This is a genomic window from Mycobacterium sp. IS-3022 (genome assembly GCF_001500065.1).
Lineage (GTDB): Bacteria > Actinomycetota > Actinomycetes > Mycobacteriales > Mycobacteriaceae > Mycobacterium.
Map to the genome: position 1 here is coordinate 378067 of NZ_LQIN01000023.1, position 24431 is coordinate 402497.

Sequence of the window (24431 nt, forward strand, 5' to 3'; positions counted from 1 at the left end):
GGTCGACCTTGACACCGCATCGAACATGAGTTCGAATCGAATGCATGCGGTGGGATGGTCAGGGCGTAGGCGTCGACGATGGCGCGCTGCCCGGCCTGCAGCGTATCGGTTTCGTGCGCAGCATGCGGACGCCGCAGTTCGACGGCATCACCTTCCACGAGGTGCTGTGCAAGTCGGCGCTGAACAAGGTGCCCAACGCATCGGCGCTGCCCTTCAAGTACACCGTCAACGGCTATCGCGGCTGCTCGCACGCCTGCCGCTATTGTTTCGCCCGACCCACCCACGAGTACCTCGACCTCGACTGCGGCAGCGACTTCGACACCCAGGTCGTGGTCAAGACCAACGTCGCCGACGTGCTGCGCCGCGAACTGTCGCGCAAGTCGTGGCGACGCGAGACGGTGGCGCTCGGCACCAACACCGATCCGTACCAGCGGGCCGAAGGCCGCTACGCGCTGATGCCGGGCATCATCTCGGCGCTGACCGATTCGGGCACGCCGTTCTCCATTCTCACCAAGGGCACCCTGCTGCGACGTGATCTGCCGCTGCTCAGCGAGGCCGTGCGGCGGGTGGACGTCAGCGTCGCGGTCTCGCTCGCGGTAGGCGACCCCGAGCTGCACAAGCGGGTCGAGCCGGGGACGCCTGGACCGCAGGCTCGGCTCGGCCTGATCGCCGCGATCCGTGATGCCGGGCTGGACTGTCATGTGATGGTGGCGCCTGTGTTGCCGTATCTGACCGACTCGGTCGAGCATCTCGATGCGTTGCTCGCCCAGATCGCGGCGGCCGGCGCCACCGGCGTGACGGTGTTCGGACTTCATCTGCGTGGCTCCACGCGCGGCTGGTTCATGAACTGGCTGACCCGCGATCACCCCGAACTGGTGCCAAGGTATCGCGAGCTCTACCGCCGCGGGGCCTACCTGCCGCCCGACTACCGAAAGATGTTGCGCGACAGGGCCACACCCCTCGTCGCGAAGCACGGGCTGGCGCCGGACCGCCGATCGTTCCGGGTCGCGGACCCACCGCCCGCACCGCCGGCCGAGGTGCAGCCCACACTGTTCTAGCCCCTGTTACGCCTGACTTCTTTGAACGGCACACCGCGGTCGGCGGCCGGTTCGCGGGGGAAGCCCAGAACTCGCTCGCCGATGATGTTGCGCGCGATCTCGGTGGTCCCGCCGCCGAGCGCTGCGGCCTGCCGGGACAGATACCGCTCGCCGTAGCGGATCAGGTCACCGTCGACGTCGACCACGCCGGCGCTGCCGGTGATGGCCAACGCGGTGTCGAACTCCAGATGGTGGATGTCGGCGTGCGCGATGCGGATGATCGAACCCGCCGCCGGAGGCAGCGAGCCGTCGAGTACGCCGTGGTACACGTGGTCGATCAACTGCTCGCGGACCGCGCGGTGTACCAGCGCGCGCCCCGCCATCTCGCGAAGGCGCTCGTTGTCGGGGTGTCCGATCTTCTCCAACAGCGCGACGTAGTCGATCGGCACGTCGGATTTGCCCTCGGCGCCAACGCCGCTGGCGAACTCCGAGCCGCCACCCACCGCGCGCCGTTCGTGGTACAGCTGGCGCGATGCCACATGCCAGCCCTCGTCGACCTCACCGACGACGGCGTCGTCGCCGAGTTCGAGGTTGTCGAAGAACTCCTCGCAGAACTCGACCGAACCGTTGACCTGCTTGATGCGGCGCAAGGTGATGCCGGGACTGTTGATCGGCACCAGGAACATGGTCAGGCCCTCGTGCTTGGGCACATCCCAGTTGGTGCGGGCCAGCATCAACCCGTAGTCGGCCGCGAATGCGCTTGTGCTCCAGGTCTTTGCGCCGTTGATGACCCATTTGTCATCCTTGCGGTCGGCGCGGGTGATCACGCCGGCGAGGTCGGAGCCGCCGCTGGGTTCGGACAGCAGCTGCACGAGCACCTCCTCACCACGCAGGACGGCGGAGATGTGCTGGCGTTTCTGCTCCTCGCTGCCGGTGTCGAGAATGGTGGCCGCGCAGATCGTGAACGTCGGGGTGTTGAGGATGACCGGCAGCTCGTAACAGCGGGATACGTTGTCGAACGCCTTCTGATATGCGATCGGCAGGCCGAGACCACCGTATTCCTTCGGGAAGCAGATGCCGGCGAATCCGCCGTCCCACAGCTTCTTTTGAAGTTCCCGAGCCCGCTGCCAGGGTTCTTCCTCGCCGCGGTCGTGTTCGGGTGGGTCGTTCGGGTCGATCGGTGGCATGTTCTCGGCCAGCCACCGTTCGGCGCGGGCGGCGAACTCCTCGACCGACTCCTGCGTGGTCGCGCGGGCGGATGTCGTGTCGGTCATGAGGCTTGCTCCGCCTTGGTGAGCGAATAGACGCGCAGGTTGTGGTCCTCGGGTGTGCCGAACAGCGAGCGGTACAGCGTGGCCCGTCGCAGGAACAAGTGCAGGTCGTGCTCCCAGGTCACCCCGATGCCGCCGTGCAGTTGCACGCACAGCTGAAGCATTCCTGGTGCATGTTCGCCCACATAGGATTTCGCGACGCTGACCGCCATCTCGGCGCCGGGGGAGCGTGATGCCACCTCGGTCACCGCGGCGTTCGTCGTTGCGCGACAGCCTTCGAACCAGATCTTCAGGTCGGCGAATTTGTGCTTGAGCGCCTGATACGAGCCCAGCGGACGGCCGAACGAATGTCGGTCGAAACCCCACTGGATCGTGAAGGCGAGCACCGTCTCCAGGATGCCGACGATCTCGGCGCACTGCAGTAGCACCGCGAGCTGGCTCTGCCGCTCGATCAACGCGGGCGTCTGCTCGGCCGACCCGACGGCCGCGGTCTCGCCGACCTCGACGCCGTCGAACTGCACCCGCGCGTAGCTCTTCACCATGTCGATCGAGCGCTGCGATTCCACCCGCACCCCGGGAGCATCCGCGGGTACCAGGAACTGGCGCACGGCACCGTCGGATTGCGCTGTGACGAGGAATATTTCGCTGACAGCGCCGGCCTCGACCCGGTCCTTGACACCGTCGATGCGAAAGCCGGTGCCGGTGGGTGTCGCGGTGACCGACGGCGTCAGCGGCGACCACGGCCGACCGGGTTCGTAGACCGCCCAGGTGGCCACCGACTCACCGGTGATCAGCGCTTCGATGGTGTCTTGATGGTTGTCGGGCGCCTCGGCCAGCCCGGCCAGCACGGTGCTGACGGGGTGCAGCGGACCGGGTGCGACGGTCTTTCCGGCGATCTCGGCCACCAGCGCCAGGTCCCTGACGCCGCCGGAGACGCCGCCGGACACGCTGCCACCGCCGAGCTCCTCGGGAACGAGCAGGCTGGTCCAGCCGAGTTCGGCGGCTCGGCGCCACCAGTCGCGATCGAACGCGGCTCCCGCGTCGTGCAATTCGCGTATTCGACTCAGCGGCACCTCTTTTTCGAGGAATGACTGAGCCGTCGAGGCGAAGAGCAGCACCTCGGGATTGTTCGCGCTGTCGGTCACGGGCTCGCTTTCGTGGTGGTGTGAACGTGCGTGCCGACGGGTCGACACGCACGTTCGTGACGGGTGGCCCTAGGTCAGGCCGGGATGACGAGCGCAGGCACGTCGGGGTTGTGGACGATCTCGTTCGGAACCTTGAACAAGTCGATCATGTTGCCGCCCATGACCTTCCGCTGCCCTTCCGCGTCGAGACCCTGCAGGTCGTCGATAAGGTGCGTCGGCTCGGCCAACCCCTCGGGATGCGGCCAGTCCGAACCGAAGATCACCCGGTCGACGCCGAGGAGATCGGCCATCTGCTTGAAGTCGTCCTCCCAGAAGGGCGCGACGTACACCCCGCGCTTGAAGGCCTCGATCGGATTCTCCGGGAACTCCTGTGGCATTTTCTTGTACACGCCGTCGAACTGCTTGAACAGGTAGGGCACCCAGTCCGCGCCGTTCTCGATCGACAGGACGCGCAGATCGGGATTCCGCGTCAACGCGCCGTGGCACACCAACGCGGCCATCGAGTCCTCGATCGGGCGCTTGCCCATCGAGACCATGCGGAACGCCGTCGGTTTGAACGGCAGGTATTCGTCGGCGGGCTCCCAGTCGTTGAGGTACTCGGCGTATCCGGAGTCCGAGGCGTGCATCGACACCGGGATACCGGCCTTCACGCACGCTTGCCAGAACGGGTCGAACTCCGGCAGACCGAACGACCGGGTGCCCTTCAAGCCGGGCACCGGGGCGGGACGGACCAGGACGGTCTTGGCGCCGCGTTCCAGACACCACTCGAGTTCGGAGAGGGCGCGGTCGACGATGCCCAGGTTGATGACCGGCGTGGAGAAGATGCGGTCCTCGTAGTTGAACTGCCAGGTCTCGTACATCCATTCGTTGAGCGCATGGATGACGTCAAGGATCAGTTCCGGGTCGTCCTTCATCCGTTCCTCGACGAGGCTGGCCAGCGTCGGGAACATCAGTGAATAGTCGAGCCCCAACCCGTCCATCACCTCGAGTCGCGCGGCGGGTTCGCGGAAGGCGGGGATGGCCTTCATCGGCTTGCCCATGACCTCGCGGAAGCTCTTGCCGCCGCTGCCGTGCTTGAAGTACTCCTCCTGCGCACCGGGTCGGGCGACGACCTCGAAGGTCGGGTTCGGGATGTAGTCGCTGACCTGGTTGCGAACCATGATCTTGGTGCGTCCGCGGACCTCGATGTAGTCGATGACGTGCTTGCGGTGCTCCGGAAGGAACTTGGTCAGCGCCTCTTTCGGCTCGTAGAAGTGGTTGTCGGCGTCGAACACCGGGTAGGGAAGCTGGCGGGCCATTTGCGCCTCCTGGAAGTCTGCTTGGCTGATCGTGGTAATGACATTACCACTTTCGTACCAGCGAAAACAGCGGCGTCGAGAAGGTGATTTTTCGTCGGTGCGACGCAGGTCAGGCAGGGTCGGCCGGGCCGGTGAGCCCGCTCAGGCAGTAGTTGTAGATGTCGTCGGCGCCGATCGGAACGCCGTTGAGCTCGGCGCCGAGCACCTGCAGCCGGATCGCACCCAGCGCGGATTGCATGATCAGCGCCGCTCGCGCCTCGACGTTCACGTCCGCGCGGAAGACGCCCTCGGCGATCCCGCGGTTGATGATGTCCTTGATCAGCTCGTGCACCGGCGAGAGCACCCGGGCGTACTCGCGGGGCAACGTCTCGGCGAGCCGGTCGTTGTAGTTGGTCAGGCCGCGGTTGACCTTGTCCTGGGTCGTCGTCTCCGGCGGGGTGCAGATGCGGTCGACGAGGACACGCAGGGCGGTGGTCGCCGGCAGCCCGGCGGTGTCCTCGCGCCACCGGCGCGTCGACTCGGACATGATCTTGTCGACGAGTGCCAGCAGCAACTCGTCCTTGGTGGAGAAGTGCTGATAGAACGACCGCAGCGACGTCTTGGAGCGCTCGACGACCTCGAGCACCGTGAAGTCCGTGCGGCCGGTTTCTCCGAGGATCGCCAGCGCCGATTTCATGAAGCGCTTGGGCCGGGATTCGGGGTCGGCGGGGTCGTCCGGTGTGGCGGGCCGGGCGGTTCCGGCCGCCGTTCGTCCGCTCGCCTTCGCCATCGTCGGCACCTTCCCGCTCATCGGTGGTTCGCTGGTAATGACGTTACCGCTTTTGTAGAAGCTCGGTTACTGTTCCCTGTCATGACGACAGACTCAGCGCAGAAGCCAGCCCAGGAGCTTTGGACGGTCGAGGAGCTGCTCGACCTGTTCGACGTGCGGCCGGACGGGGAGAACCGATTCATCGCCGAAACCGGTCCCGCCGGCGAGCAGGACCGGCAGGTGGTGGAGGGCACGCAGGTGCTCGCCCAGGTCATCGTGGCGGTGGCGAAACGCTTCGGGGGCAAGTCGGTGCGCTCGGTGTACGCGGTCTTCTCGCGTGCGGTCATGGTCGGGGCCGGTCCGCTGGAGTTGGAGATCGACGTCGTCAACGAAGGCCGGTCGACCGCAACCGCGATCGTGTCGGCCAAGCAGAACGGCAAGCGGTGCGTGACGGTCACGGTGCTGACCGACGTGCCAACGCCCGACGTCATCCGCCACGCGTTGCCGCGGCCCGACGTCAAGCCGCCCGCCGAGGCGAACGACGCCCGGATGCCCATGACCGGCAGGGAGATCCGGCTCATCGACGTGGTCGACGTGAACAGCCCCGACGAGGTGGGGCCGCCGGAGCTGTACGCCTGGGTGCACTACGACCCGATCCCGACCCGCGACGAGCTCGCGAAGGCGCTCATTGCCTATCTCACTGGGCACCTGGGTATTTCGACGACGATGCGGGCACACGAGGGCATCGGCACGGCGCAGTCGCACCTGACCGTGTCGACCGCTCCGATGACGGTGTCGGTGAGCTTCCACGAGCCGTTCCGGTGGGACGGTTGGCTGCTGTACGGCCACGAGAGCACTCAGGTCGGGGCGGGCATGTCGTACGTGCGCGGCACGGTGCACACCGAATCCGGTGAGCTGATCGCATCGTTCGCACAGGACGCGCTGATCCGGCCGCTGCGCACGACCGACACGGCCATCAAGGAACAGTCCCGGCTCTAAGCTGGCGTCACCACTATCGGCGAGGAGACGGAAATTGCCCCGACACGCCGCGAGAATGGGCCAATTTGCGTCTGTCCCCTGCTTACGCGTGGGGTCAGATCTTGAGATAGCCCTTGTCCGCTGGGATCTGGGCGGCGGTCACCAGTGACGACGCGTCGCTGGCCAGCCAGACCACGATGTCGGAGATCAGGTTGGGGTCGGCCAGCGACTCGGTCGGCAGCGCGCCGGGCGAAAAGCTGTGGATATAGGTCGGATGGTCGGCGAAGGTCTGCCACATCGACGTGTCGTTGCCCATCGGGGTGTCGGTGCCGTACGGATGAACGGAATTGACCCGAATGCCGAACTCGCCCAGTTCAATGGCGAGCGAATTGGTCAATGCGACAACGCCGAACTTGCTGGCGCAGTAATGGCCCGCACCCGGAACGGCCTTGATGCCCGCCGCCGAGCTGATGTTGATGATCGACCCGCCGTTGCCCGCCCCGATCATCGGTGGCACCACTGCCTTGATGGTGTTCCAGACGCCGGTCAGGTTGATGTCGAGAACGTCCTGCCACTGCTGTGCCGAGATCTCCCACAGGCGGCCCCAATTCATCACGCCGGCATTGGCGACCACGATGTCGAGGCGACCGAACTGCTCGAGCGCGTCGGACACGACGCGTTGCTGTCCGGCCGCATCGCGGACGTCGACTCGGTCGGCGACGATCTTGCGTCCTTCGCCCTCGACGAGGCTCACCGTCTCGGCCAGGTCCTCGGGTGCTGTGGGCGGATAGCCGTTGTGTTCGGCGACCGGTCCGCACGCATCGATCGCGACGATGTCGGCGCCGGCGCGGGCCAACCGGACACAGTGCGAACGGCCTTGGCCGCGGGCGGCGCCCGTCACGTAGGCCACCTTGCCCGCCAAGGGAAGTTCCGTCACGCTGGTGCTCCTGTCTACTCGGCGCCCGCGGCGAGCCAGTCGTCGAATGTCGTCGCAGCGATGCGGGCATTCTCGCTCGGTAGCAACACGTTTCCGGCCATCGACGGGCCGAAAATGCCATCCCAGGTCGGGATGAGCTTGACCCGGCGGCCGCGAGCTTCGAGGGTGCGGCGGGCCATGTCGACGAGGTCTTGCGGCTCGGGTCCGGCGACGTCGACGTACCGGCCCTGGGGCTGGCCGGTGGCGACCTCGGCGAGGACCTCGGCGATGTCGTCGGGCGCGATCGGCTGCACGAGCAGCGGCGCGATGGTGGCCACTCCGTCATGCTCGGTCCAACCGGCGACCATGGCTGCGAAATCGTGAAATTGGGTGGCCGGCACCACCGTCCAGGACACCGGTCCCTCGGCGACGAGGCGTTCCTGTTCACGTTTACCCGCATAGTGGGCGTTGCCCTCGATGCCGTGGATCCCCACGATCGACAGCAGGACGTGGTGGCGCACTCCTGCCCGATGTTCGGCGGCAAGCAGGTTGCGCGTGGTGGCCCCGAAGTATTCGGTCGTCTTCTCACGGTCGGTGGGTGGTGCGCTGATCGCGTCGATGACCGCGTCCGCGCCGGTGAGCGCCTCGTCGAGACCCGCACCGGTCATCAGATCGACGCCGACTGAGCGGCTGATCCTCACCACCTCATGGCCGTCGCGTTCGAGTGCGGCGGCGGTGCGGGCGCCGATGTTGCCCGTCGCTCCCGCGACAGCGATGCGCATGGCTGGACTCCTTCGGTGACGGTGTGACGGTACTCGCTGGGCGATTCGGCTGTAGTTGGGTGCGTTCTGCGCAACCAACTACACCGAAATCACTTCAGTGTGGCAGCCACTTCGCGGAGGCGGGCGCCGGCACCCGAGACGATCGGCTCGCCGTGCCCGAAACACGCGGTGTCGACGTCGAGCGCTGCGAGCCGTCCAAACGATGCCACCGTACGTGCGCGGTCCTGGTTGAAGGTGCCCAGCATGACCGTTCCCACGTTGGCGATGGTGTCGCCGGTGAGCAGAACGCCGTGGCGCGGCAAATGGATCGCGATGCTGCCTTCGGTGTGCCCCGGCACGGACAGGATCTCGGCGCCGCCACCGAAGTCGAGGACATCGCCGTCGTGCAGCTCCCGGTCCACCGGCACGGGGTCCGCCGCAGCGGGCAGTCCGGCCGCGACCCGCTCGTGGATCGGCACCTCCCACTCTTCGAACACCGGTGGGGGGAGGGCGGAGCCAGCGCGGATCGCCGCGGCGTCGCCGGCGCCGGCCATCACCGTGGCCCCGGTCGGCCCCCGTAGCTCGGCCGCCGAGCCGGTGTGGTCGACGTGCCCGTGCGTCAACACGATTCGGTCGATACCGGGTACTGCGTCGCTGATGGCCGCACCCGATCCGGGTGCGCCGGTGTCGATCAGCGTGACCGAATCCCCGTCCCGCCATACGTAGACCTGCCAGCCGTCGACGACGAGCATGGTGAGGTTCGGGGTGACGGTCACGGATTGCATGCGCTAACGGTAGAGACTCTCGGCCGGCGAAAGAAGGGACTCAGCTGGAGGCGAAACCGCCCGACAGCGCCGACCTCAGCACGTCGAGCGGTAGACCGCCGAGATCCAGTGCGCGGCTGTGGAAATCCTTGAGCGACATGCCTCGGCTCAGCGTCTCGTCGCGCAGCTGCTGCCAGATCCGCTGGCCGATCGCGTACGACGGCGCCTGGCCCGGCCACCCGAGGTAGCGGTCGAGTTCGAACTGCAGGTGCTCCTCGTTCATCGCGCTGTGCGACACCAGGAACTCCCATGCCCGCTCGGCGTCCCATACGCCGCCGTCGGGAGCCGTCAGCCCGCAGTGCACGCCGATGTCGATGACCACTCGAGCGGCGCGAAACCGTTGTGCGTCCAGCATTCCGATTCGGTTCCCGGGATCGTCGAGCCAGCCGAGTTCGGCCATCAGCCGTTCGGCGTACAGCGCCCAGCCTTCGCCGTGTCCCGACACCCAGCAGCCCAGCCTGCGCCAGCGGTTGAGTTGGTCGGCCAACACGACGGCGCGGCCGATCTGCAGGTGATGGCCGGGCACCCCCTCGTGGAACACGGTCGTCGTCTCCTGCCAGGTGTGGAACGTCTCCACTCCGTGCGGAACCGACCACCACATGCGGCCCGGTCTGCTGAGGTCTTCCGAGGGGCCGGTGTAGTAGATGCCACCGGTGTGCGTCGGCGCGATACGACATTCCAGACGCCGCAACGGTTCTGCGATCTCGAAGTGCGTGTCGGCGAGCGACTCGACCGCACGGTCGGACAGGTCCTGCATCCAGGCCTGCAGCGCTTCCACGCCGTGCACCAGGTAGCGCTCTTCGCCGTCGAGGCGGCGCAGTGCGTCTGCGATCGAGGCGCCCGGATAGAGCTGCTGCGCGAGGCCTTCCTGTTCTGCGACAATGCTTTGCAACTGAGCCAGGCCCCACTCATAGGTCTCGTCGAGATCGACCTCGGCGCCGAGGAAGGACCGCGACCGCAACCGGTAGAGGTCGCGGCCGACCGCGTCCTCCGCACGCGCGTGCGGCGCTATCTCGTCCCCGAGGACCCTGCCGAGTTCACGGTAGGCGTTCGCGGCGGCGGCGGCGTTGTGCTGAAGTTCGTCGTGCAGCGCGGAATTACGCGGCGCGGCGTCGGCCACCATCACCACCAACAGGTGCTGGATGCTCGCGGCCTGATCGATGCCCCGCACCACCTGACGCACCGCCGGCGGATGATCGCTCGCGATCGCGGCACGCAGCGCGTCGGCGTAACCGGCCGCGCGCTCGGGAACCCGTGCCAGCCGGCGGGCGACCACCGCCCAGTCCTCGTCGGTTTCCGTCGGCATCAGATCGAACACGTCGCGCATCGACTGCAGCGGCGAGGCGATCACGTTGATTTCGCCGACGTCGAGGCCGGCGTCGTTGATTTCGACCAGGATGCCGAGGCGTTCGCGCATCGCGGCCACCGTCACCTCGTCGACCGCGTCGACTCCAGCGACGGTATCGAGTTCACGAAGCGCGTTGCGCGCTGCGTCGGCACGCGCCGCGACACCGTCGGGGGAGTAGTCGGTGATCTCGTCGTCGTAGCCGGCGATGCCCATTTCCGTTGCCGCACAGGGGTCCAGCTCGGCCAACGTCGCGAGGTAGCGTTCGGCGACGGCGTCGACGGCCGTGGGTGCCCTACCCAAGGTCGTTGGTCGCGAAGGTGTCGCACGCTTTCGGGTCGCCGGTCCGGTAGCCCTCGGTGAACCACTTCTGCCGCTGCGCCGCGGAACCGTGCGTCCACGCCTCGGGGTTGACCCGGCCGGTGGCCTGCTGCTGAATGCGGTCGTCGCCCACCGACGCCGCCGCCGACAGCGCATCGGCGATGTCCTTGTCGGTCAACGGCTCCAGGAACGTCACGTCGGTGCCCTCCTGCTTGGTGATCGACGCGAAGTGTGCCCAGACACCGGCATAGCAGTCGGCCTGCAACTCGGTGCGCACCCCCGCGCCCGTCGCGCCTGCAGCACCCGGACCCTGTGACCGGCCGAGCACACCCAACAGGTTCTGCACGTGATGTCCGTACTCGTGCGCGACGACGTACTCCTGCGCCAACGGGCCACCGCTGGAACCGAATTGGTTCTTCAGCACATCGAAGAACTCGACGTCGAAGTATGCGGTCTGGTCGGGCGGACAGTAGAACGGCCCCACGCTGGTGTCGGCGGGACCGCAGCCGGTCTGTACCGATCCGTTGAACAACTTCATGTGCGGGCGCACGTACTCACCCGGCAGCAACTGCTCCCACACCGCGTCGACCGAGTTACCCGTCGCCACCACTCGGCACTGCACGATTTCGTTCGCATCCTCGCCGGTCTTGCACTGGCTCAGATCGAAGCCCGGTGTCTCGACGCCCTGGCTGTCGTACTGGCCCTGCGGGGGCATCACCGAGCTGGGGTCGACGCCGAGAAACAACGCCACGACGAGAATCACCAGGCCGCCGACTCCGCCACCGACCGCGATGCCCCGGCCCGGGCCGCCCCCACCGCCACTCGACGAGGTGGTGCTCGTGTCGATCTGCATACCTTCGTTGAAGGTCATGACGTTCAGCTTTGCACACTACGATTCGGTCGTGGCACTCGTTGTCAGACATTCGAGCGTCGTGCACACCGACCTCGGCGATCTCCGCGGCACCACCGAGGGCGGCGTCGGGGTCTGGCGCGGGATTCCCTACGCCGAGCAACCGGTGGGCGATCGCCGATTCCTCGGCCCCGAGCCGAAGCGGCCGTGGTCGGGTCTGCGGGACGCAATCGAGCACGGACCGCTGCCACCGCAGGGCAAATCGTTTGTCGGCGGCGGCCGCGACGACCCCAAGGTGCGCGACGAAGCGTGCCTGACGTTGACGGTGTGGTCTCCGGACACCAGCGCATCGCTGCCGGTGATGGTGTGGATCCCCGGCGGTGCCTTCGTCTACGGCGCCGGGCAGTTTCAGCTCTACAACGGTTCACGGTTGGCCGCCAACGGCAACGTGGTCGTCGTCAACATCACCTACCGCATCGGCGTCTTCGGTGGTTTCGAGCTCGGCGACCTCGGCGAAGGGTTCGACGACAATCTCGCGTTGCGGGACCAGATCGCCGCGCTCGGTTGGATTCGTGACCACATCGCGGCGTTCGGCGGCGACCCGGCCCGCGTGACGGTGTTCGGTGAGTCCGCCGGTGGCACGTCGGTGCTCGCACTGCTCGCCAGCCCGGCCGCCGAGGGGTTGTTCACCCGGGCGATCGCGCAGAGCCCGGCACTGCCGCTGATCGCCGACCGGGAGGCCCGGGCGAACCAGGCCCACGAGTTCCTGCGCCGCCTGGGCGTGCCCGTCGCCGAGGTCAAGCGGCTACCGCAGCGCCAGTTGCGTCGCGCCGCGGGCAGCCTGCAACTCGAAAGTGCCGCCACCACGCCGACGTTGCTCTACGGGCTGACCTACGGCGGCGACCTGCTGCCGAGTCATCCGGTCGACGCCGCCCGCGACGGCAGGCTGCCGCGGGTGCCGCTGATCATCGGCACCAACAGCCACGAAGCGTCGATGTTCGCCTGGACCAAACCGCCGATGCTGCCGACCACCCGCGCATCGATCGACGCCTACTTCGAGCGCGTCGCCCCGGACGCCAAGAAGCGGGTGCTGGCCGCATATCCCGACTATCCGCGCCGCAGGGCGTTGATCGCATTCGGCTCCGACGTGATGTTCGGCGGACCGGCCTGGGCGTTCGCCGACGCCTACAGCGGCCACGCTCCGACGCACATGTACCGCTTCGACCACGTCGGCTTCAGCCTGCGGATGCTCGGCCTCGGGGCGACCCACGGCAGCGAGATCGTGCACATTCAACACAGCTACACGTCGTACCTCGGCCGCAAGATGCACCCACTCGGCCGCCGGTTGCAGCCGTCAGTCGGACGGCGCATGCAGCGGACCTGGCTGGACTTCGCCGCCAAGGGGTGGGAAACCGGCGAGATCCGGTGGTCCAGCGGGCACGACTGGCCGGTGTACGACACCGAGCACCGCTACACCCGCATCATCATGTCGGCCCGCGACGACATCGTCGAGGACCCCGACGCCGAGCGTCGCCGGGCGTGGGCCGGGCTGTACTGAGCGTCTGCCCGGCGCGGATCACGCGGTGGTGAACCTCTTGGCCGAGTAGTCGCGCAAGTTGTAGAGGAACTTCTGGAACATCCAGGCCATCAGCGGCCGGCCAAGGGTCATCCCGAGCTTGGCGGCGGCGGTATCGGGAAGCACCAGGCGCGCCGGAGTCCGCAGCCGCACACGGTCTTGGCGCGAGCGCTCATCCACAGCGCCAACGTACCGGCGGAATCGCCCCCTCTACACTTGGGCAGTTGTCTCGTCGGGCGATTTCCTCAGGAGTTTTCAGTGTTGCGCAGTCATGCCGCCGGATCGTTGCGGCCCACCGACGCCGGCCAGAAGGTGACGTTGGCCGGCTGGGTGGCGCGCCGCCGCGACCACGGTGGCGTCATCTTCATCGACCTGCGCGACGCGTCGGGGGTCTCGCAGGTCGTGTTCCGCGAGGCCGGCGTGCTCGAGGCGGCGCACCGGTTGCGCGCTGAGTTCTGCATCGCGGTCGACGGCGTCGTGGAGATCCGTCCCGAAGGCAACGCCAACCCGGAGATTCCCACCGGGGAGATCGAGGTCAACGCGACGTCGTTGACCGTGCTGGGGGAGAGCGCACCGCTGCCGTTCCAGCTCGACGAACAGGCCGGTGAGGAGGCGCGGCTGAAGTACCGTTACCTCGACCTGCGCCGCGACGGTCCAGGGCACGCGATTCGGTTGCGCTCCAAGGTGAATGCCGCCGCCCGTGAAGTGCTCGCGCGTCACGACTTCGTCGAGATCGAGACGCCGACGATGACGCGCTCGACACCGGAGGGCGCCCGCGACTTCCTGGTGCCCGCCCGGCTGCAGCCGGGATCGTTCTATGCCCTGCCGCAGAGCCCGCAGCTGTTCAAGCAGCTGCTGATGGTGGCGGGCATGGAGCGCTACTACCAGATTGCGCGCTGCTACCGCGACGAGGACTTCCGCGCCGACCGTCAGCCGGAGTTCACCCAGCTGGATCTGGAGATGAGCTTCGTCGACGCCGAGGACGTGATCGCGGTATCCGAGGAGATCGTCGCCGCGCTGTGGGGGTTGATCGGCTACGACGTGCCCCTGCCGTTGCCGAGGATGACGTACGCCGATGCGATGCGCCGATTCGGTTCGGACAAACCCGATTTGCGCTTCGAACTCGAACTCGTCGAGTGCACCGAGTACTTCAGGGACACGCCGTTCCGGGTGTTTCAGGCGCCGTACGTCGGGGCCGTCGTCATGCCCGGCGGCGCAACTCAACCCCGACGCACGCTGGACGCCTGGCAGGACTTCGCCAAGCAGCGCGGGCACCGAGGACTGGCCTACGTGCTCATCGGCGAGGACGGCACGCTCGGCGGTCCGGTCGCCAAGAACCTGTCCGATGCCGAACGCGACGGCCTGGCCGCCCATGTCGGCGCATCGCCGGGCGACTGTGTGTTCTTCTCCGCCGGTCCGGCGAAGAGTTCGAGGGCGCTGCTGGGCGCTGTGCGCATCGAGGTCGCCAAGCGGTTGGACATGATCGACCCGAACGCGTGGGCGTTCACCTGGATCGTGGACCCGCCGCTGTTCGAGCCCGCCGATGACGCGACGGCTCACGGCGACGTCGCGGTCGGATCCGGTGCGTGGACCGCGGTGCACCACGCGTTCACCGCGCCGAAGCCGGAGTTCGAGGACCGCATCGAGAGCGACCCGGGCAGTGTGCTGGCCGACGCCTACGACGTGGTGTGCAACGGCAACGAGATCGGCGGAGGCTCAATCCGTATCCACCGCCGCGACATTCAGGAGCGAGTGTTCGCGGTGATGGGATTGGACAAGGCCGAAGCCGAGGAGAAGTTCGGATTCCTGTTGGAAGCGTTCAGCTTTGGCGCGCCGCCGCACGGCGGGCTGGCATTCGGTTGGGACCGCACCACTGCGCTGCTCGCGGGGGCGGATTCGATCCGCGAAGTGATCGCGTTCCCGAAGTCCGGCGGTGGTGTCGACCCGCTGACCGGTGCACCCGCCCCGATCACCGCGCAACAGCGCAAGGAATCCGGCATCGACGCCAAGCCGAAGGCCGACGACAAGAACGGCTAAGCCCAGTCGCACCCGGTGAGCTCGGCCGACAGCTTCCACAGCCGTCGGGCCATCACCGGATCGACCGCCTTGGGTCGCAAGCGCGTCACCCTCGGTGGTCCGAACTGGTTGAACCGTGGCGCGAGGTAGGTGCCGCTGGGCAGGTCGGTTGTGACAGCTTGCAGAGTGGCGCGAGCACCCTGGGCCGGGGTGTGCATCAGGCGCCGGATCCGCCGGTGCTCGCCCATGCCGAGGGAACGGGTGATGTCGGTGTCGGTGGCGCCCGGATCCGTCGCGTAGGCGCGCACACCGCGACGCGCCAACTCCGCGACGAACAGAAGGTTGGCGAGCTTGGACTCGCCATAGGCGGCCCACTTCGAGTACTTGCGGCGCTCCCAGTTGAGGTCGTCGAGGTGGATCCTGCTGAACAGATACGTCGCACTGGCCACCGAGATCACCCGGTCGGTGATCCGGTCAGCCAGCAGACAGGTCAACGCGAAGTGGCCGAGGTGGTTGATGCCGATGTGCGACTCGAAACCGTCGGTGGTGCGAGTCAACGGCATGCCCATCACACCGGCGTTGTTCACCAGCACGTCAACGGTTTTCACCGATCCGGCGAACGCGCGCACGCTGGCGAGGTCGCCGAGATCCAGGGCGGCCACCTCGACGGCGCCGGTCATTGCGTCGGCTGCTCGGACCGCCTTGTCGACATCGCGGCAGGCGATCAGCACGTTGTGGCCCGAGGCCGCCAACGCCGCCGCGGTGGCCTTGCCGACGCCGCTGTTACCGCCGGTGACGATTGCCCGCATGGTTCCCGATTATTCAGGCAGGCCGAAATCGCTCGATCAAAGCCGTTCGATGATGGTGGCGTTGGCCATACCGCCCCCCTCGCACATCGTCTGCAGGCCGTAGCGTCCGCCGCGCTGTTCGAGGGCGTTGACAAGAGTCGTCATGATTCGCGCACCACTGGCGCCCAGCGGATGGCCGATCGCGATGGCACCGCCGTTGACGTTGGTCTTGGTCAGATCGGCGCCCGTGTCCTTGGCCCACGCGAGGACGACGGGGGCGAACGCCTCGTTGACCTCGAACAGGTCGATGTCGGCGAGTGTCAGCCCGGCGCGCTGCAGCACCTTCTCCGTCGCGGGGATGACACCGGTCAGCATGTAGAGCGGGTCGGACCCGACAACCGTCATCGAGTGGATGCGGGCAAGTGGACGCAAGCCGAGATGGCCGGCCACCTCGCTGGTGGTGATGAGCACCGCGGCGCTGCCGTCCGACAGCGGTGACGAGTTGCCCGGGGTGATCTCCCAGCCGATCTGCGGGAAACGCTGCTCGTAGGCCGGGCTGTAGAACGCCGGCTTCAACGCGGCCAGCGTGTCAACGGTGGTACCGGGCCGGATGATCTCGTCGGTGGTGAGCCCGGCGATCGGGCTCAGCTCGTCGTCGAACCGGCCCTCCTTGGTCGCGGACGCGGCCTTCTCATGGCTCGCGGCAGAGAACTCGTCGAGCTGCCGACGGGAGAATCCCCACCTGGCGGCGATCAGCTCGGCGCTGATGCCTTGCGGCACAAGACCTTCGGGATAGCGCTGCGCCATCGCCCCGAACGGGTCACTGCCGGGCAGCACGCTGGAACCCATGGGCGCCCGCGACATCGACTCGACGCCGGCGGCGACCACGATGTCGTAGGCGCCGGAGATCACGCCCTGGGCGGCGAAGTGGATGGCCTGCTGGCTGCTGCCGCACTGGCGGTCGATGGTCGTGCCGGGAACCGTTTCGGGAAAGTTCGCGGCGAGCACCGCGTTGCGCGCGATGTTGACCGCCTGATCGCCGACCTGGGTGACCGCGCCGGCGATGACGTCGTCTATCCGCGCGGGTTCGACACCGGTCCTGCCCACCAGTTCCGTGAGGCTGTGTGCGAGCAGATCGACGGGCAGCACGTCGTGCAGCGCACCGCTGGGCTTGCCCTTTCCGATGGGGGTGCGAACCGCTCCCACGATGACCGCGTCGCGACCTGTGAATGCCGACATTGCTGCCTCCTATGACTCAACTCTGAGTAAAGCGTTCTATACCCAGCTATACCACCTGGGTATAGTGGTAACAACTCAGGGATGGGGGAATTCGTGAATGTGTTGCAGGGCACACTCGCCGACCGCGACGCCTGGTCGGCCGTCGGCGTGTGCAGGATCGAGAAGACGATGGAATTGGTCGGCACCAAATCGGCGATCCTCATCATGCGTGAGGCGTATTACGGCACAACCCGTTTCGAGGACTTCTGCCGCCGCGTCGGCATCACGAAGGCCGCGGCGTCGGCACGGCTGTCGGACCTGGTGAACGCCGGGCTGTTGAGCCGCCGGCCGTACCGCGAACCGGGTCAGCGCCGCCGCGACGAATACGTGCTGACCGACGCCGGCCGTGACTTCATGCCCGTTGTCTGGGCGATGTTCGAGTGGGGGCAGCGCCATCTCGGCAAGCCGACGCCGCTGCAACTGGCGCACAAGGACTGCGGCGCGTCGGCGACGGTCGCGATCCGCTGCGCCGACGGACACGACGTGCCGCCTGAGGAACTGGGTGTCAGGCTGGCGCGATCTCGGCCTCGATGATGCTCAGCGGCGCCGCGCTGGGGACAATGCGTGTCAGCCGAAATCCAGCTCTCGACAACACATCACGCCATTGGTCGGCGGTGCGTTCCTTGGCGCCGGCCAACAACAGCATCTCCATGTCGATGAGCTTGCCGATGAATTCGCGATTGTGATCGGGGATCACCAACTCGAACAGCAGCAGCTTGGCGTGCGGGCTGGCGGCGGCGCGAATGTTGCGCAGGATCTTGACGGCGTCCTCGTCGGGCCAGTCGTGGATGACGTTTTTCATCAGGTACGCGTCGACCCCCGTAGGCGCACTCTCGAAGAACGAGCCGGGTTCGACCACCACGCGATCGGCGACACCACGTCGGGTGAGCAGCGCCGGTGCCCCCTCGACCACCTTCGGCAAGTCGAACAGCACACCCCGCGCCTGCGGCGTCTTGGCGAGGACGCCGGCGAGTAGCCCGCCGTGCCCGCCGCCGACATCGGCGATGACGCCGAACCGGCTGAAGTCGTATGCGGCGGACAGCGCCGCCTCGGTCATATCCGACGTACTGGTCATGGCGCCGTTGAACAACGCCGCGAACTCCGGTTCGTCCTCGAGGTATTGAAAGAACTCTTTGCCGCGCAGCACGGGCGCCCACGGTTTGCCGCTGCGGACCGATTCGGACAGATACGTCCAATGCTCACGATGCTGGCGTGAGCCGAAGAACAGCGCAGCGCCCTTCATCGACACCTCCGCGTCGGCGCGTAGTGCCTCGCCGAGAGGGTTGAGCGCGAATCTCCCGTCGCGTTTCTGCTTGAACACACCACGGCTGATCAGCGCCCGCATCAGGCGACCGACGGCGTCGGGGTCCGCACCGATTTCGCGCGCCAGCTCGTCGCGGGTCAGCGGGCGCTCAGCCAGCGCGTCGGCGATACCGAGTTGCGCCGCCGCGGTGATGGCCTGCGAGAACCAGGTCGCCAAGATCATCTCTATGAGTGCGATCGGCGCGGGCGTCAGCTTGCGATGCAGCTGCGCCAGGTGGTGGCGGATGCGATCCACCGCCTTGACGACCCCCGCCGGTGGAATCTTCGTTGCCATGGCGCCATCTTCGCCTACGAATTAGTCGGCCAGGAACGCCTTCACCAACGTTTTGGGTGCCTGCGCCAACCAGGCCTCGGTGATCAGTTCGGTGAGTTCCTCGACCCCGATCGCGTCCAGGCGCACCAGCACGGCCGGATACCCGTCGAAATGCGGCGTGGTGAAGTAGACGGCCGGATCGTCGGCGATCAGCGCTAACTTGACACCCTCGTCTGCGACGCGCGCACCCAGAATGTCGCCTTGGGGAGCATCCGGTCCGAGCGCGTCGTAGTCGGCTTTGCGCAGCGGCCGTTCCCAGACGATGAGCTTTTTGCGGACTCGCCATGTGCGCGGCGAGGTCTCGACTGTCTCGGGGAGGTCCGCGGCGATGCGGCCCACGTCCATCCATGTCGCCACGAGGGCATTGTTGCAGTCGCTAGTGTGCCGGTGTGCTGCATCTGCGCGTGATCTCGCCGACCGACAAGCGCGACGCGGTCATGGCGGTTCTCCGCGACAACCCGGGCGTCACCCACATCGTCATCCACCGCGATGCCGCGCTCGAACCACGCGGCGACGAGATCACCGCCGACATCGCCAGGGAGTCGGCCAACGACGTCGTGGGCGCGTTGAAGGCGTTACGGGTCAAGGATCGCGGGGCCATCACGCTCGACTTCGTCGACACCGTGCTGTCCACGAGGGCCTACCGCGCCGAGGACGAGGCGGTGGGCGACCCCGCGGACGCGGTGGTGTGGGACGAGCTTGCCGTGCGAACCCGCGAGGAGTCGACGCTCAACGTGACATTCCTGGCCTTCCTGTGCGTGGCGTGTCTGATCGCGTCGATCGGCGTGGTGACCGACTCGCCGGTGACGGTGGTCGGCGCGATGGTGCTGGGACCGGAATTCGGTCCGCTGGCCGCGCTGGCGGTATCGCTGGTGCGCCGGCGGCTGTATCTCGCGCGGCGGGCCGCGATCGCGCTGCTGGTCGGGTTTCCCGTGGCGATGATCATCACCGCGGTCGCGGTGCTGGCGGGCGAGGCGATCGGCTGGATCACTCTGCGCAGCACGAGCGAGCTGGACCAGGTCGACTTCATCTTCCGGGTCGGTCCGCTGTCGTTCGTCGTCGCGTTCCTGGCTGGTGCCGCGGGAATGCTGTCCTTGATTTCGTCGAAATCCGCTGCCCTGGTTGGTGTTTTCATCTCGGTGACGACGGTGCCCGCGGCCGGATTCGCCGTCGTCGCCGCGACGGTCGGCGACTGGGACGTCGCGGCCAAATCCGCTGCCCAACTGGCATTGAACCTCGTCGCGATAGTGCTGGCGGGCGTCCTGGTGTTGTGGACGCGCCGGCTGGCCGACCGTCGCATGTAGGGGCGCTCGGGCATAACTCCACCCCGCGAGCGACCGCGTCTGCGCACGACACTCCGCGCAATGCAGAAAGTATGCGGTCGGTCGCGCGGGTTTGAGCGTCCACTCAGTGTTAAAACGATGCGCCCGCCTCGTACACGCGGCGCAGCACGGACTCGAACGGGCGCGCCCGCAGCTCAGCGCTGAGGATCTCGATGCTGACGACGCCACCCCAGCCAATTCGAGCACGCCTTCACCGGGAAGTGTTCGCCGGTGCAATGTCTCGCGCACGAGGCAGTCGGTGGACTCCGGCGCCATTGCATCGGGGTGAGCGGACGCGAAGTGTCGGAGATTACGGCGTGTCGAGCGCATTTTGCGTCTGCTCGCTCGGGGAGGTGACCCTACGATCACCCGGTGGCTGATCGCTATGGCTCCGATGTCCTGTCCCACAACCCCCATCGCAAGATCCGCTCCAGCGAGCAACCGGTGGAGATGGGGCTCGTCGTCGAAGACGCCCAGACCGGATACGTCGGCGCGGTCGTGCGCATCGAATACGGCCGGATGGAGTTGGAGGACCGGCGCGGACGTCGCAAGCCCTTTCCCATCGGGCCGGGCTACCTGATCGACGGCAAACCGGTGATCCTCACCGCGCCCAAACGCACGGCGCCGAAGCAGACGCGCACCGCGTCAGGCTCGGTCGCCGTGCCCGGCGCACGGGCGAAGGTCGCGCTGGCGAGCCGCATTTACGTCGAGGGCCGACACGATGCCGAACTCGTCGAGCAGGTCTGGGGCGACGATCTGCGAATCGAGGGAGTTGTCGTCGAGCATCTCGGCGGCGTCGACGATCTCGTGGCCGTCGTCGAAGATTTCCGGCCGGGGCCGGGCCGCCGGCTCGGGGTGCTCGTCGACCATCTGGTGCCGGGTTCGAAGGAAGCCCGCATCGCGCACGCCGTCCGTCAAGGACCCGGCGGTGAGCACACGCTCGTCGTCGGCCACCCGTTCATCGACATCTGGCAGGCGGTCAAGCCCGAACGGCTGGGCATCGAGGCCTGGCCCGTCGTGCCGAAGGGCGTCGACTGGAAGAAGGGTGTGTGCCGTGCGCTCGGCTGGCCCGCCGTCCAGCAGGCCGACACCGCCAGGGCCTGGCAGCGCATCCGCGGCCGCGTCCGCGACTGGACCGACCTCGAGCCCGCACTGATCGGCCGGGTCGAGGAGTTGATCGACTTCGTGACCGCGCCCCCATAGGCGCTCGAGTTTGTGGTCGACACACGTCCGGAGCGCACGCCGCGTGCGGGTAACCCACGTTCGGCGCAAACGGTGGTAAGCAGAAGGCGTGTCCGACGGTCTGTTCGATGTCCCCGGCGATACCGGCCCCAGCGCGGTCGGGCCGGTCGGGGCGTCTGCACCGCTGGCGGTGCGGATGCGTCCGGCGACGCTCGACGAGGTCGTCGGACAGGATCACCTGCTGCAACCGGGTTCACCACTGCGCCGGATGGTCGAGGGTTCCGGCGCGGCTTCGGTCATCCTCTACGGACCGCCCGGCACCGGTAAGACGACGCTGGCGGCACTGATCTCGCAGGCCACCGGCCGCAGGTTCGAAGCGCTGTCCGCGCTGTCGGCGGGCGTGAAGGAGGTCCGCGCGGTCATCGACGTGGCTCGGCGCGCGGCGGCCTACGGCGAGCAGACCGTGCTGTTCATCGACGAGGTGCACCGCTTCTCCAAGACGCAGCAGGACGCGCTGCTGTCGGCCGTCGAAAACCGCGTCGTGGCACTGGTCGCCGCGACGACCGAGAACCCGTCGTTCTCGGTCGTCGCACCGCTGCTGTCCCGGTCGCTGATCCTGCAGTTGCAGCCGCTCAGCGCCGATGCCGTACGCACGCTGGTCCGTCGCGCCATCGAGGACCCGCGCGGCCTCGGCGGCACAGTCACGGTCACCGACGAGGCCGTCGAACTCCTCGTACAACTGTCCGCAGGTGACGCCCGCCGAGCGCTGACCGCGCTCGAGGTGGCCGCTGAAGCCGGGGACGAGGTGACCGTCGAAACCATCGAACAGTCACTGGACAAGGCGGCGGTCCGTTACGACCGAGACGGCGATCAGCACTACGACGTGATCAGTGCGTTCATCAAGTCGGTCCGCGGCTCCGACGTCGACGCCGCCCTGCACTACCTGGCCCGGATGCTGGTGGCGGGGGAGGATCCGCGCTTCGTGGCCCGGCGGCTGATGATCCTGGCCAGTGAGGACATCGGCATGGCCGACCCGACCGCGCTGCAGACCGCGGTCGCCGCCGCGCAGACCGTCCAACTCATCGGCATGCCGGAGGCGCAACTGACGTTGGCGCACGCCACCGTCCACCTGGCGACGGCCCCGAAGTCGAATGCGGTGACGACGGCGCTGGGCGCGGCGATGAGCGACATCAAAGCCGGCAAGGCGGGCCTGGTACCGCCACATCTGCGCGACGGCCACTACTCGGGCGCAGCCAAACTGGGCAACGCGATCGGCTACAAGTACGCCCACGACGACCCGGATGGCGTTGTGCCACAACAGTATCCGCCCGATGAACTCGTCGGCGTCGACTACTACCAGCCGACCACCCACGGCAACGAACGCGACATCGCCGGTCGCCTGGACAAGTTGCGCGCCATCATCCGCCGCAAGCGCTGATGGCGTCAGACCAGCTCAGGCACCCGCAGGTGCGCGATCGCGAGCTCGAATTCACCGACGTCGATCACGTCGGCGCCCAACTCTCGCGTCCGCGCGTTCCTCAGTTCACTCGCTTGCTCCCGGTTACGCTCCATGGCGTCGCGGCTGTCGAACGTCGTCGACGACACCCCGCGCCCCGACGAGCGGTTGATCATCAAGCTGGCGCTGCAGAAACCTTCGAGGTCTTCCAGTGCCGACAACACCGACGTCCGATAGAACTCAACGGCCCGGTCGGCATGATTTGGTGGCAGCTTCAGCCACGTGGCCCGCACACAGGCGCCCTCAGTCGAGCGGTGGTCACGGTGCAGCACCGCGAGTTCCCATGGATCGACCGTGGCGCTGCCGCCGAGAATCTCCGCGGCCCGTTCCCGAAGCGAAGCCGCTTTCTCCGTGCTGGAGCGCATCGCCTCCTCGGTTTCCCAGGCGCTGGTGACGATGCAGCGGCCGGACTCCCGGTCGACCAACATCGACAGGCCGACGTAGCCATCCATTTCTTCAAGAGCCGGCATGACTTCATCACGGACATAGGCTGTTCCGGCATCGATGGACCCCGGTTGCGCCTCGATAGTCGTAGAGCGTGCGTACACGGATCCAACCCCTCTGCGTCGGGGCGGCGCCCCGGTGGCGCCACCGGATCTACCTAGCTTCCTCCCGGAGCGCGAACAATTCAACGGGTGCCCGTGCTGCGGTCCGCCCGCATGTCACAACCCTGGCTTCAACGCGAGAAAGAGAACCCCTTGACACCTGGCGCAGGGGCTTCTACATTGGTAATCAATAAGTCAGTTGATCAAATAGAAGGTTGACAATTGAGGAGTGATGGGGATGCAGACGCCCGGCTGGACCGCGCCTTCCTGGCACTGGCCGACCCTGTCCGGCGCGCCATCGTGGCGAAGCTGTCGCGGGGGCCGGCCACGGTCAACGAGCTGGCGGCACCGTTCGACATCACGAAACAGGCGGTGTCCAAGCACATTCAGGTGCTCGAGCAGGCGGGCCTGGTCACCAGAACCCGCGATGCGCAGCGACGGCCGGTCCACCTGGACGCGGCTGCGCTGGAGCGGCTGACTGCATGGATCGACCGGTATCGGCTTGACACCGAACGCAACTACCGCCGGCTCGATGCCCTGCTGGCGGACATGACCGAAGAGAAAGGAACCGAGAAATGACCAATGCCCTGAACCTGACCGCGCCCGTCGACACCCTCGCGATGGAGTTCACCCGTGATTTCGACGCCCCGGTCGAGGCCCTGTTCCGCGCGCACGCCGAGGCGGACCTGATGAAGAAATGGCTGGGCCCGCACGGGCTGGAGATGACGATCGAGGAGTGGGATTTCAAGAGCCACGGCGGCTACCGCTATTCGCACAAGGACGAGGGCGGGGAGTACCGCTTCAACGGCACCTTCCACACCGTGCGCGAGAACGAGTTCATCCTGCAGACCTTCGAATTCGACGGCGCACCCGATCTGGTCAACATCGAGTACATGTGGTTCGAGGACCTCGGCGGCGGCCGCAGCAGGCTGCGCGGCCGGTCCATCTGCCCGAACGTCGAGGCCCGCGACGCGCTGCTGTCGTCCGGCATGGAGGGCGGCATGCAAGAAGGCTACGAGAAGCTCGACAACCTGCTGAAAACGCTGTGACAGAAGCGATCCCGGCTGCTGGGGGAAGC

25 protein-coding genes are annotated in these 24431 nt (G+C 67.1%); 10 read left to right on the top strand and 15 right to left on the bottom strand.

Features of this window, described 5'->3' with window-relative positions; translation table 11 throughout:
* Window positions 1-44: 44 nt before the first annotated feature.
* Window positions 45-1058, top strand: a complete 1014-nt coding sequence (locus tag AU188_RS16250; protein WP_059164685.1) for an Rv2578c family radical SAM protein — start codon at window positions 45-47, stop codon at window positions 1056-1058.
* Here AU188_RS16250 and AU188_RS16255 read toward each other — a convergent pair.
* The 4 genes from AU188_RS16255 to AU188_RS16270 all read right to left on the bottom strand — a co-directional run bounded on the left by AU188_RS16255 (window position 1055) and on the right by AU188_RS16270 (window position 5520).
* Window positions 1055-2311, bottom strand: coding sequence for an acyl-CoA dehydrogenase family protein (locus AU188_RS16255; RefSeq protein WP_059164686.1), 1257 nt, complete (start codon window positions 2309-2311; stop codon window positions 1055-1057). The two genes, AU188_RS16250 and AU188_RS16255, sit on opposite strands and share 4 nt — an antisense overlap.
* Complete coding sequence (locus AU188_RS16260; RefSeq protein WP_059164687.1) at window positions 2308-3453, bottom strand: acyl-CoA dehydrogenase family protein; 1146 nt, start codon at window positions 3451-3453, stop codon at window positions 2308-2310. Before AU188_RS16260 ends, AU188_RS16255 begins: the two co-directional genes overlap by 4 nt.
* A 74-nt stretch (window positions 3454-3527) precedes the next feature.
* Window positions 3528-4751 carry an amidohydrolase family protein gene (locus AU188_RS16265; RefSeq protein WP_059164688.1) on the bottom strand — a complete coding sequence of 408 codons (1224 nt, stop codon included), beginning with the start codon at window positions 4749-4751 and terminating at the stop codon, window positions 3528-3530.
* A 109-nt stretch (window positions 4752-4860) separates the two neighbouring features.
* Window positions 4861-5520, bottom strand: a complete 660-nt coding sequence (locus AU188_RS16270; protein WP_059164689.1) for a TetR/AcrR family transcriptional regulator — start codon at window positions 5518-5520, stop codon at window positions 4861-4863.
* An 81-nt stretch (window positions 5521-5601) separates the two neighbouring features.
* Here AU188_RS16270 and AU188_RS16275 point away from each other — a divergent pair, with 81 nt between their 5' ends.
* Window positions 5602-6498: an acyl-CoA thioesterase gene (locus AU188_RS16275; RefSeq protein ID WP_059164690.1), complete on the top strand. Its 897-nt coding sequence runs from the start codon at window positions 5602-5604 to the stop codon at window positions 6496-6498.
* 94 nt (window positions 6499-6592) lie between these two features.
* On the opposite strand, the gene AU188_RS16280 is transcribed toward AU188_RS16275, so the two are convergent.
* From AU188_RS16280 to ypfJ, 5 genes are all read right to left on the bottom strand, one after another.
* On the bottom strand, window positions 6593-7414 hold the full coding sequence (locus AU188_RS16280; protein ID WP_156426710.1) for a mycofactocin-coupled SDR family oxidoreductase: 822 nt from the start codon (window positions 7412-7414) through the stop codon (window positions 6593-6595).
* A 14-nt stretch (window positions 7415-7428) separates the two neighbouring features.
* Window positions 7429-8175 carry an SDR family oxidoreductase gene (locus tag AU188_RS16285; RefSeq protein WP_059164692.1) on the bottom strand — a complete coding sequence of 249 codons (747 nt, stop codon included), beginning with the start codon at window positions 8173-8175 and terminating at the stop codon, window positions 7429-7431.
* An 89-nt stretch (window positions 8176-8264) separates the two neighbouring features.
* The gene (locus AU188_RS16290) at window positions 8265-8939 is read right to left on the bottom strand and encodes an MBL fold metallo-hydrolase (protein ID WP_059164693.1); all 675 of its coding nucleotides are present in this window, start codon (window positions 8937-8939) and stop codon (window positions 8265-8267) included.
* A gap of 40 nt (window positions 8940-8979) precedes the next feature.
* Entirely contained in the window at window positions 8980-10626 is a 1647-nt protein-coding gene (locus AU188_RS16295) for a DUF885 domain-containing protein (RefSeq protein ID WP_059164694.1), read from the bottom strand.
* Window positions 10619-11515, bottom strand: coding sequence for a KPN_02809 family neutral zinc metallopeptidase (gene ypfJ, locus AU188_RS16300; protein ID WP_059164695.1), 897 nt, complete (start codon window positions 11513-11515; stop codon window positions 10619-10621). Before ypfJ ends, AU188_RS16295 begins: the two co-directional genes overlap by 8 nt.
* Here ypfJ and AU188_RS16305 point away from each other — a divergent pair.
* A complete protein-coding gene (locus AU188_RS16305) occupies window positions 11514-13052 on the top strand; it encodes a carboxylesterase/lipase family protein (RefSeq protein WP_172799516.1) in 1539 nt (512 codons plus the stop codon). The two genes, ypfJ and AU188_RS16305, sit on opposite strands and share 2 nt — an antisense overlap.
* Before the next feature lie 18 nt (window positions 13053-13070).
* Here the strand turns inward: AU188_RS16305 and AU188_RS25990 are convergent, their stop codons facing one another.
* A complete protein-coding gene (locus AU188_RS25990; RefSeq protein ID WP_059164696.1) occupies window positions 13071-13250 on the bottom strand; it encodes a hypothetical protein in 180 nt (59 codons plus the stop codon).
* 78 nt (window positions 13251-13328) lie between these two features.
* Here AU188_RS25990 and aspS point away from each other — a divergent pair, with 78 nt between their 5' ends.
* On the top strand, window positions 13329-15107 hold the full coding sequence (gene aspS / locus AU188_RS16315) for an aspartate--tRNA ligase (RefSeq protein WP_059164697.1): 1779 nt from the start codon (window positions 13329-13331) through the stop codon (window positions 15105-15107).
* On the opposite strand, the gene AU188_RS16320 is transcribed toward aspS, so the two are convergent.
* Together AU188_RS16320 and AU188_RS16325 are read right to left on the bottom strand one after the other, a co-directional pair.
* Window positions 15104-15895, bottom strand: a complete 792-nt coding sequence (locus AU188_RS16320; protein WP_059164698.1) for an SDR family NAD(P)-dependent oxidoreductase — start codon at window positions 15893-15895, stop codon at window positions 15104-15106. The two genes, aspS and AU188_RS16320, sit on opposite strands and share 4 nt — an antisense overlap.
* A 36-nt stretch (window positions 15896-15931) precedes the next feature.
* The gene (locus AU188_RS16325; RefSeq protein WP_059164699.1) at window positions 15932-17113 is read right to left on the bottom strand and encodes a thiolase family protein; all 1182 of its coding nucleotides are present in this window, start codon (window positions 17111-17113) and stop codon (window positions 15932-15934) included.
* Window positions 17114-17206: 93 nt separating this feature from the next.
* Here AU188_RS16325 and AU188_RS16330 point away from each other — a divergent pair, with 93 nt between their 5' ends.
* Complete coding sequence (locus AU188_RS16330; RefSeq protein ID WP_059164791.1) at window positions 17207-17686, top strand: winged helix-turn-helix transcriptional regulator; 480 nt, start codon at window positions 17207-17209, stop codon at window positions 17684-17686.
* On the opposite strand, the gene AU188_RS16335 is transcribed toward AU188_RS16330, so the two are convergent.
* Window positions 17658-18749, bottom strand: coding sequence for a methyltransferase (locus AU188_RS16335; RefSeq protein WP_156426711.1), 1092 nt, complete (start codon window positions 18747-18749; stop codon window positions 17658-17660). The two genes, AU188_RS16330 and AU188_RS16335, sit on opposite strands and share 29 nt — an antisense overlap.
* Window positions 18750-18770: 21 nt before the next feature.
* Window positions 18771-19145: an MmcQ/YjbR family DNA-binding protein gene (locus AU188_RS16340; protein ID WP_059164700.1), complete on the bottom strand. Its 375-nt coding sequence runs from the start codon at window positions 19143-19145 to the stop codon at window positions 18771-18773.
* Window positions 19146-19177: 32 nt separating this feature from the next.
* Between AU188_RS16340 and AU188_RS16345 the strand changes: the two genes are divergently transcribed.
* The 3 genes from AU188_RS16345 (at window position 19178) to AU188_RS16355 (ending at window position 22730) form a co-directional block, all read left to right on the top strand.
* On the top strand, window positions 19178-20092 hold the full coding sequence (locus tag AU188_RS16345; protein ID WP_059164701.1) for a DUF389 domain-containing protein: 915 nt from the start codon (window positions 19178-19180) through the stop codon (window positions 20090-20092).
* A 390-nt stretch (window positions 20093-20482) separates the two neighbouring features.
* The gene (locus tag AU188_RS16350) at window positions 20483-21313 is read left to right on the top strand and encodes a DUF3097 domain-containing protein (protein ID WP_059164702.1); all 831 of its coding nucleotides are present in this window, start codon (window positions 20483-20485) and stop codon (window positions 21311-21313) included.
* Between the two features lie 88 nt (window positions 21314-21401).
* Window positions 21402-22730, top strand: a complete 1329-nt coding sequence (locus AU188_RS16355; protein WP_059164703.1) for a replication-associated recombination protein A — start codon at window positions 21402-21404, stop codon at window positions 22728-22730.
* A gap of 5 nt (window positions 22731-22735) precedes the next feature.
* Here AU188_RS16355 and AU188_RS16360 read toward each other — a convergent pair whose 3' ends face one another.
* Window positions 22736-23356 (bottom strand): antibiotic biosynthesis monooxygenase family protein, encoded by a 621-nt coding sequence (locus tag AU188_RS16360; protein ID WP_059164704.1) that lies wholly within the window; start codon window positions 23354-23356, stop codon window positions 22736-22738.
* A 219-nt stretch (window positions 23357-23575) separates the two neighbouring features.
* On the opposite strand from AU188_RS16360, the gene AU188_RS16365 reads away from it, so the two are divergent.
* Together AU188_RS16365 and AU188_RS16370 are read left to right on the top strand one after the other, a co-directional pair.
* Window positions 23576-23932 carry an ArsR/SmtB family transcription factor gene (locus tag AU188_RS16365; protein WP_059164705.1) on the top strand — a complete coding sequence of 119 codons (357 nt, stop codon included), beginning with the start codon at window positions 23576-23578 and terminating at the stop codon, window positions 23930-23932.
* Complete coding sequence (locus AU188_RS16370; RefSeq protein ID WP_059164706.1) at window positions 23929-24402, top strand: SRPBCC family protein; 474 nt, start codon at window positions 23929-23931, stop codon at window positions 24400-24402. Before AU188_RS16365 ends, AU188_RS16370 begins: the two co-directional genes overlap by 4 nt.
* The last annotated feature ends 29 nt before the right edge of the window (window positions 24403-24431 follow it).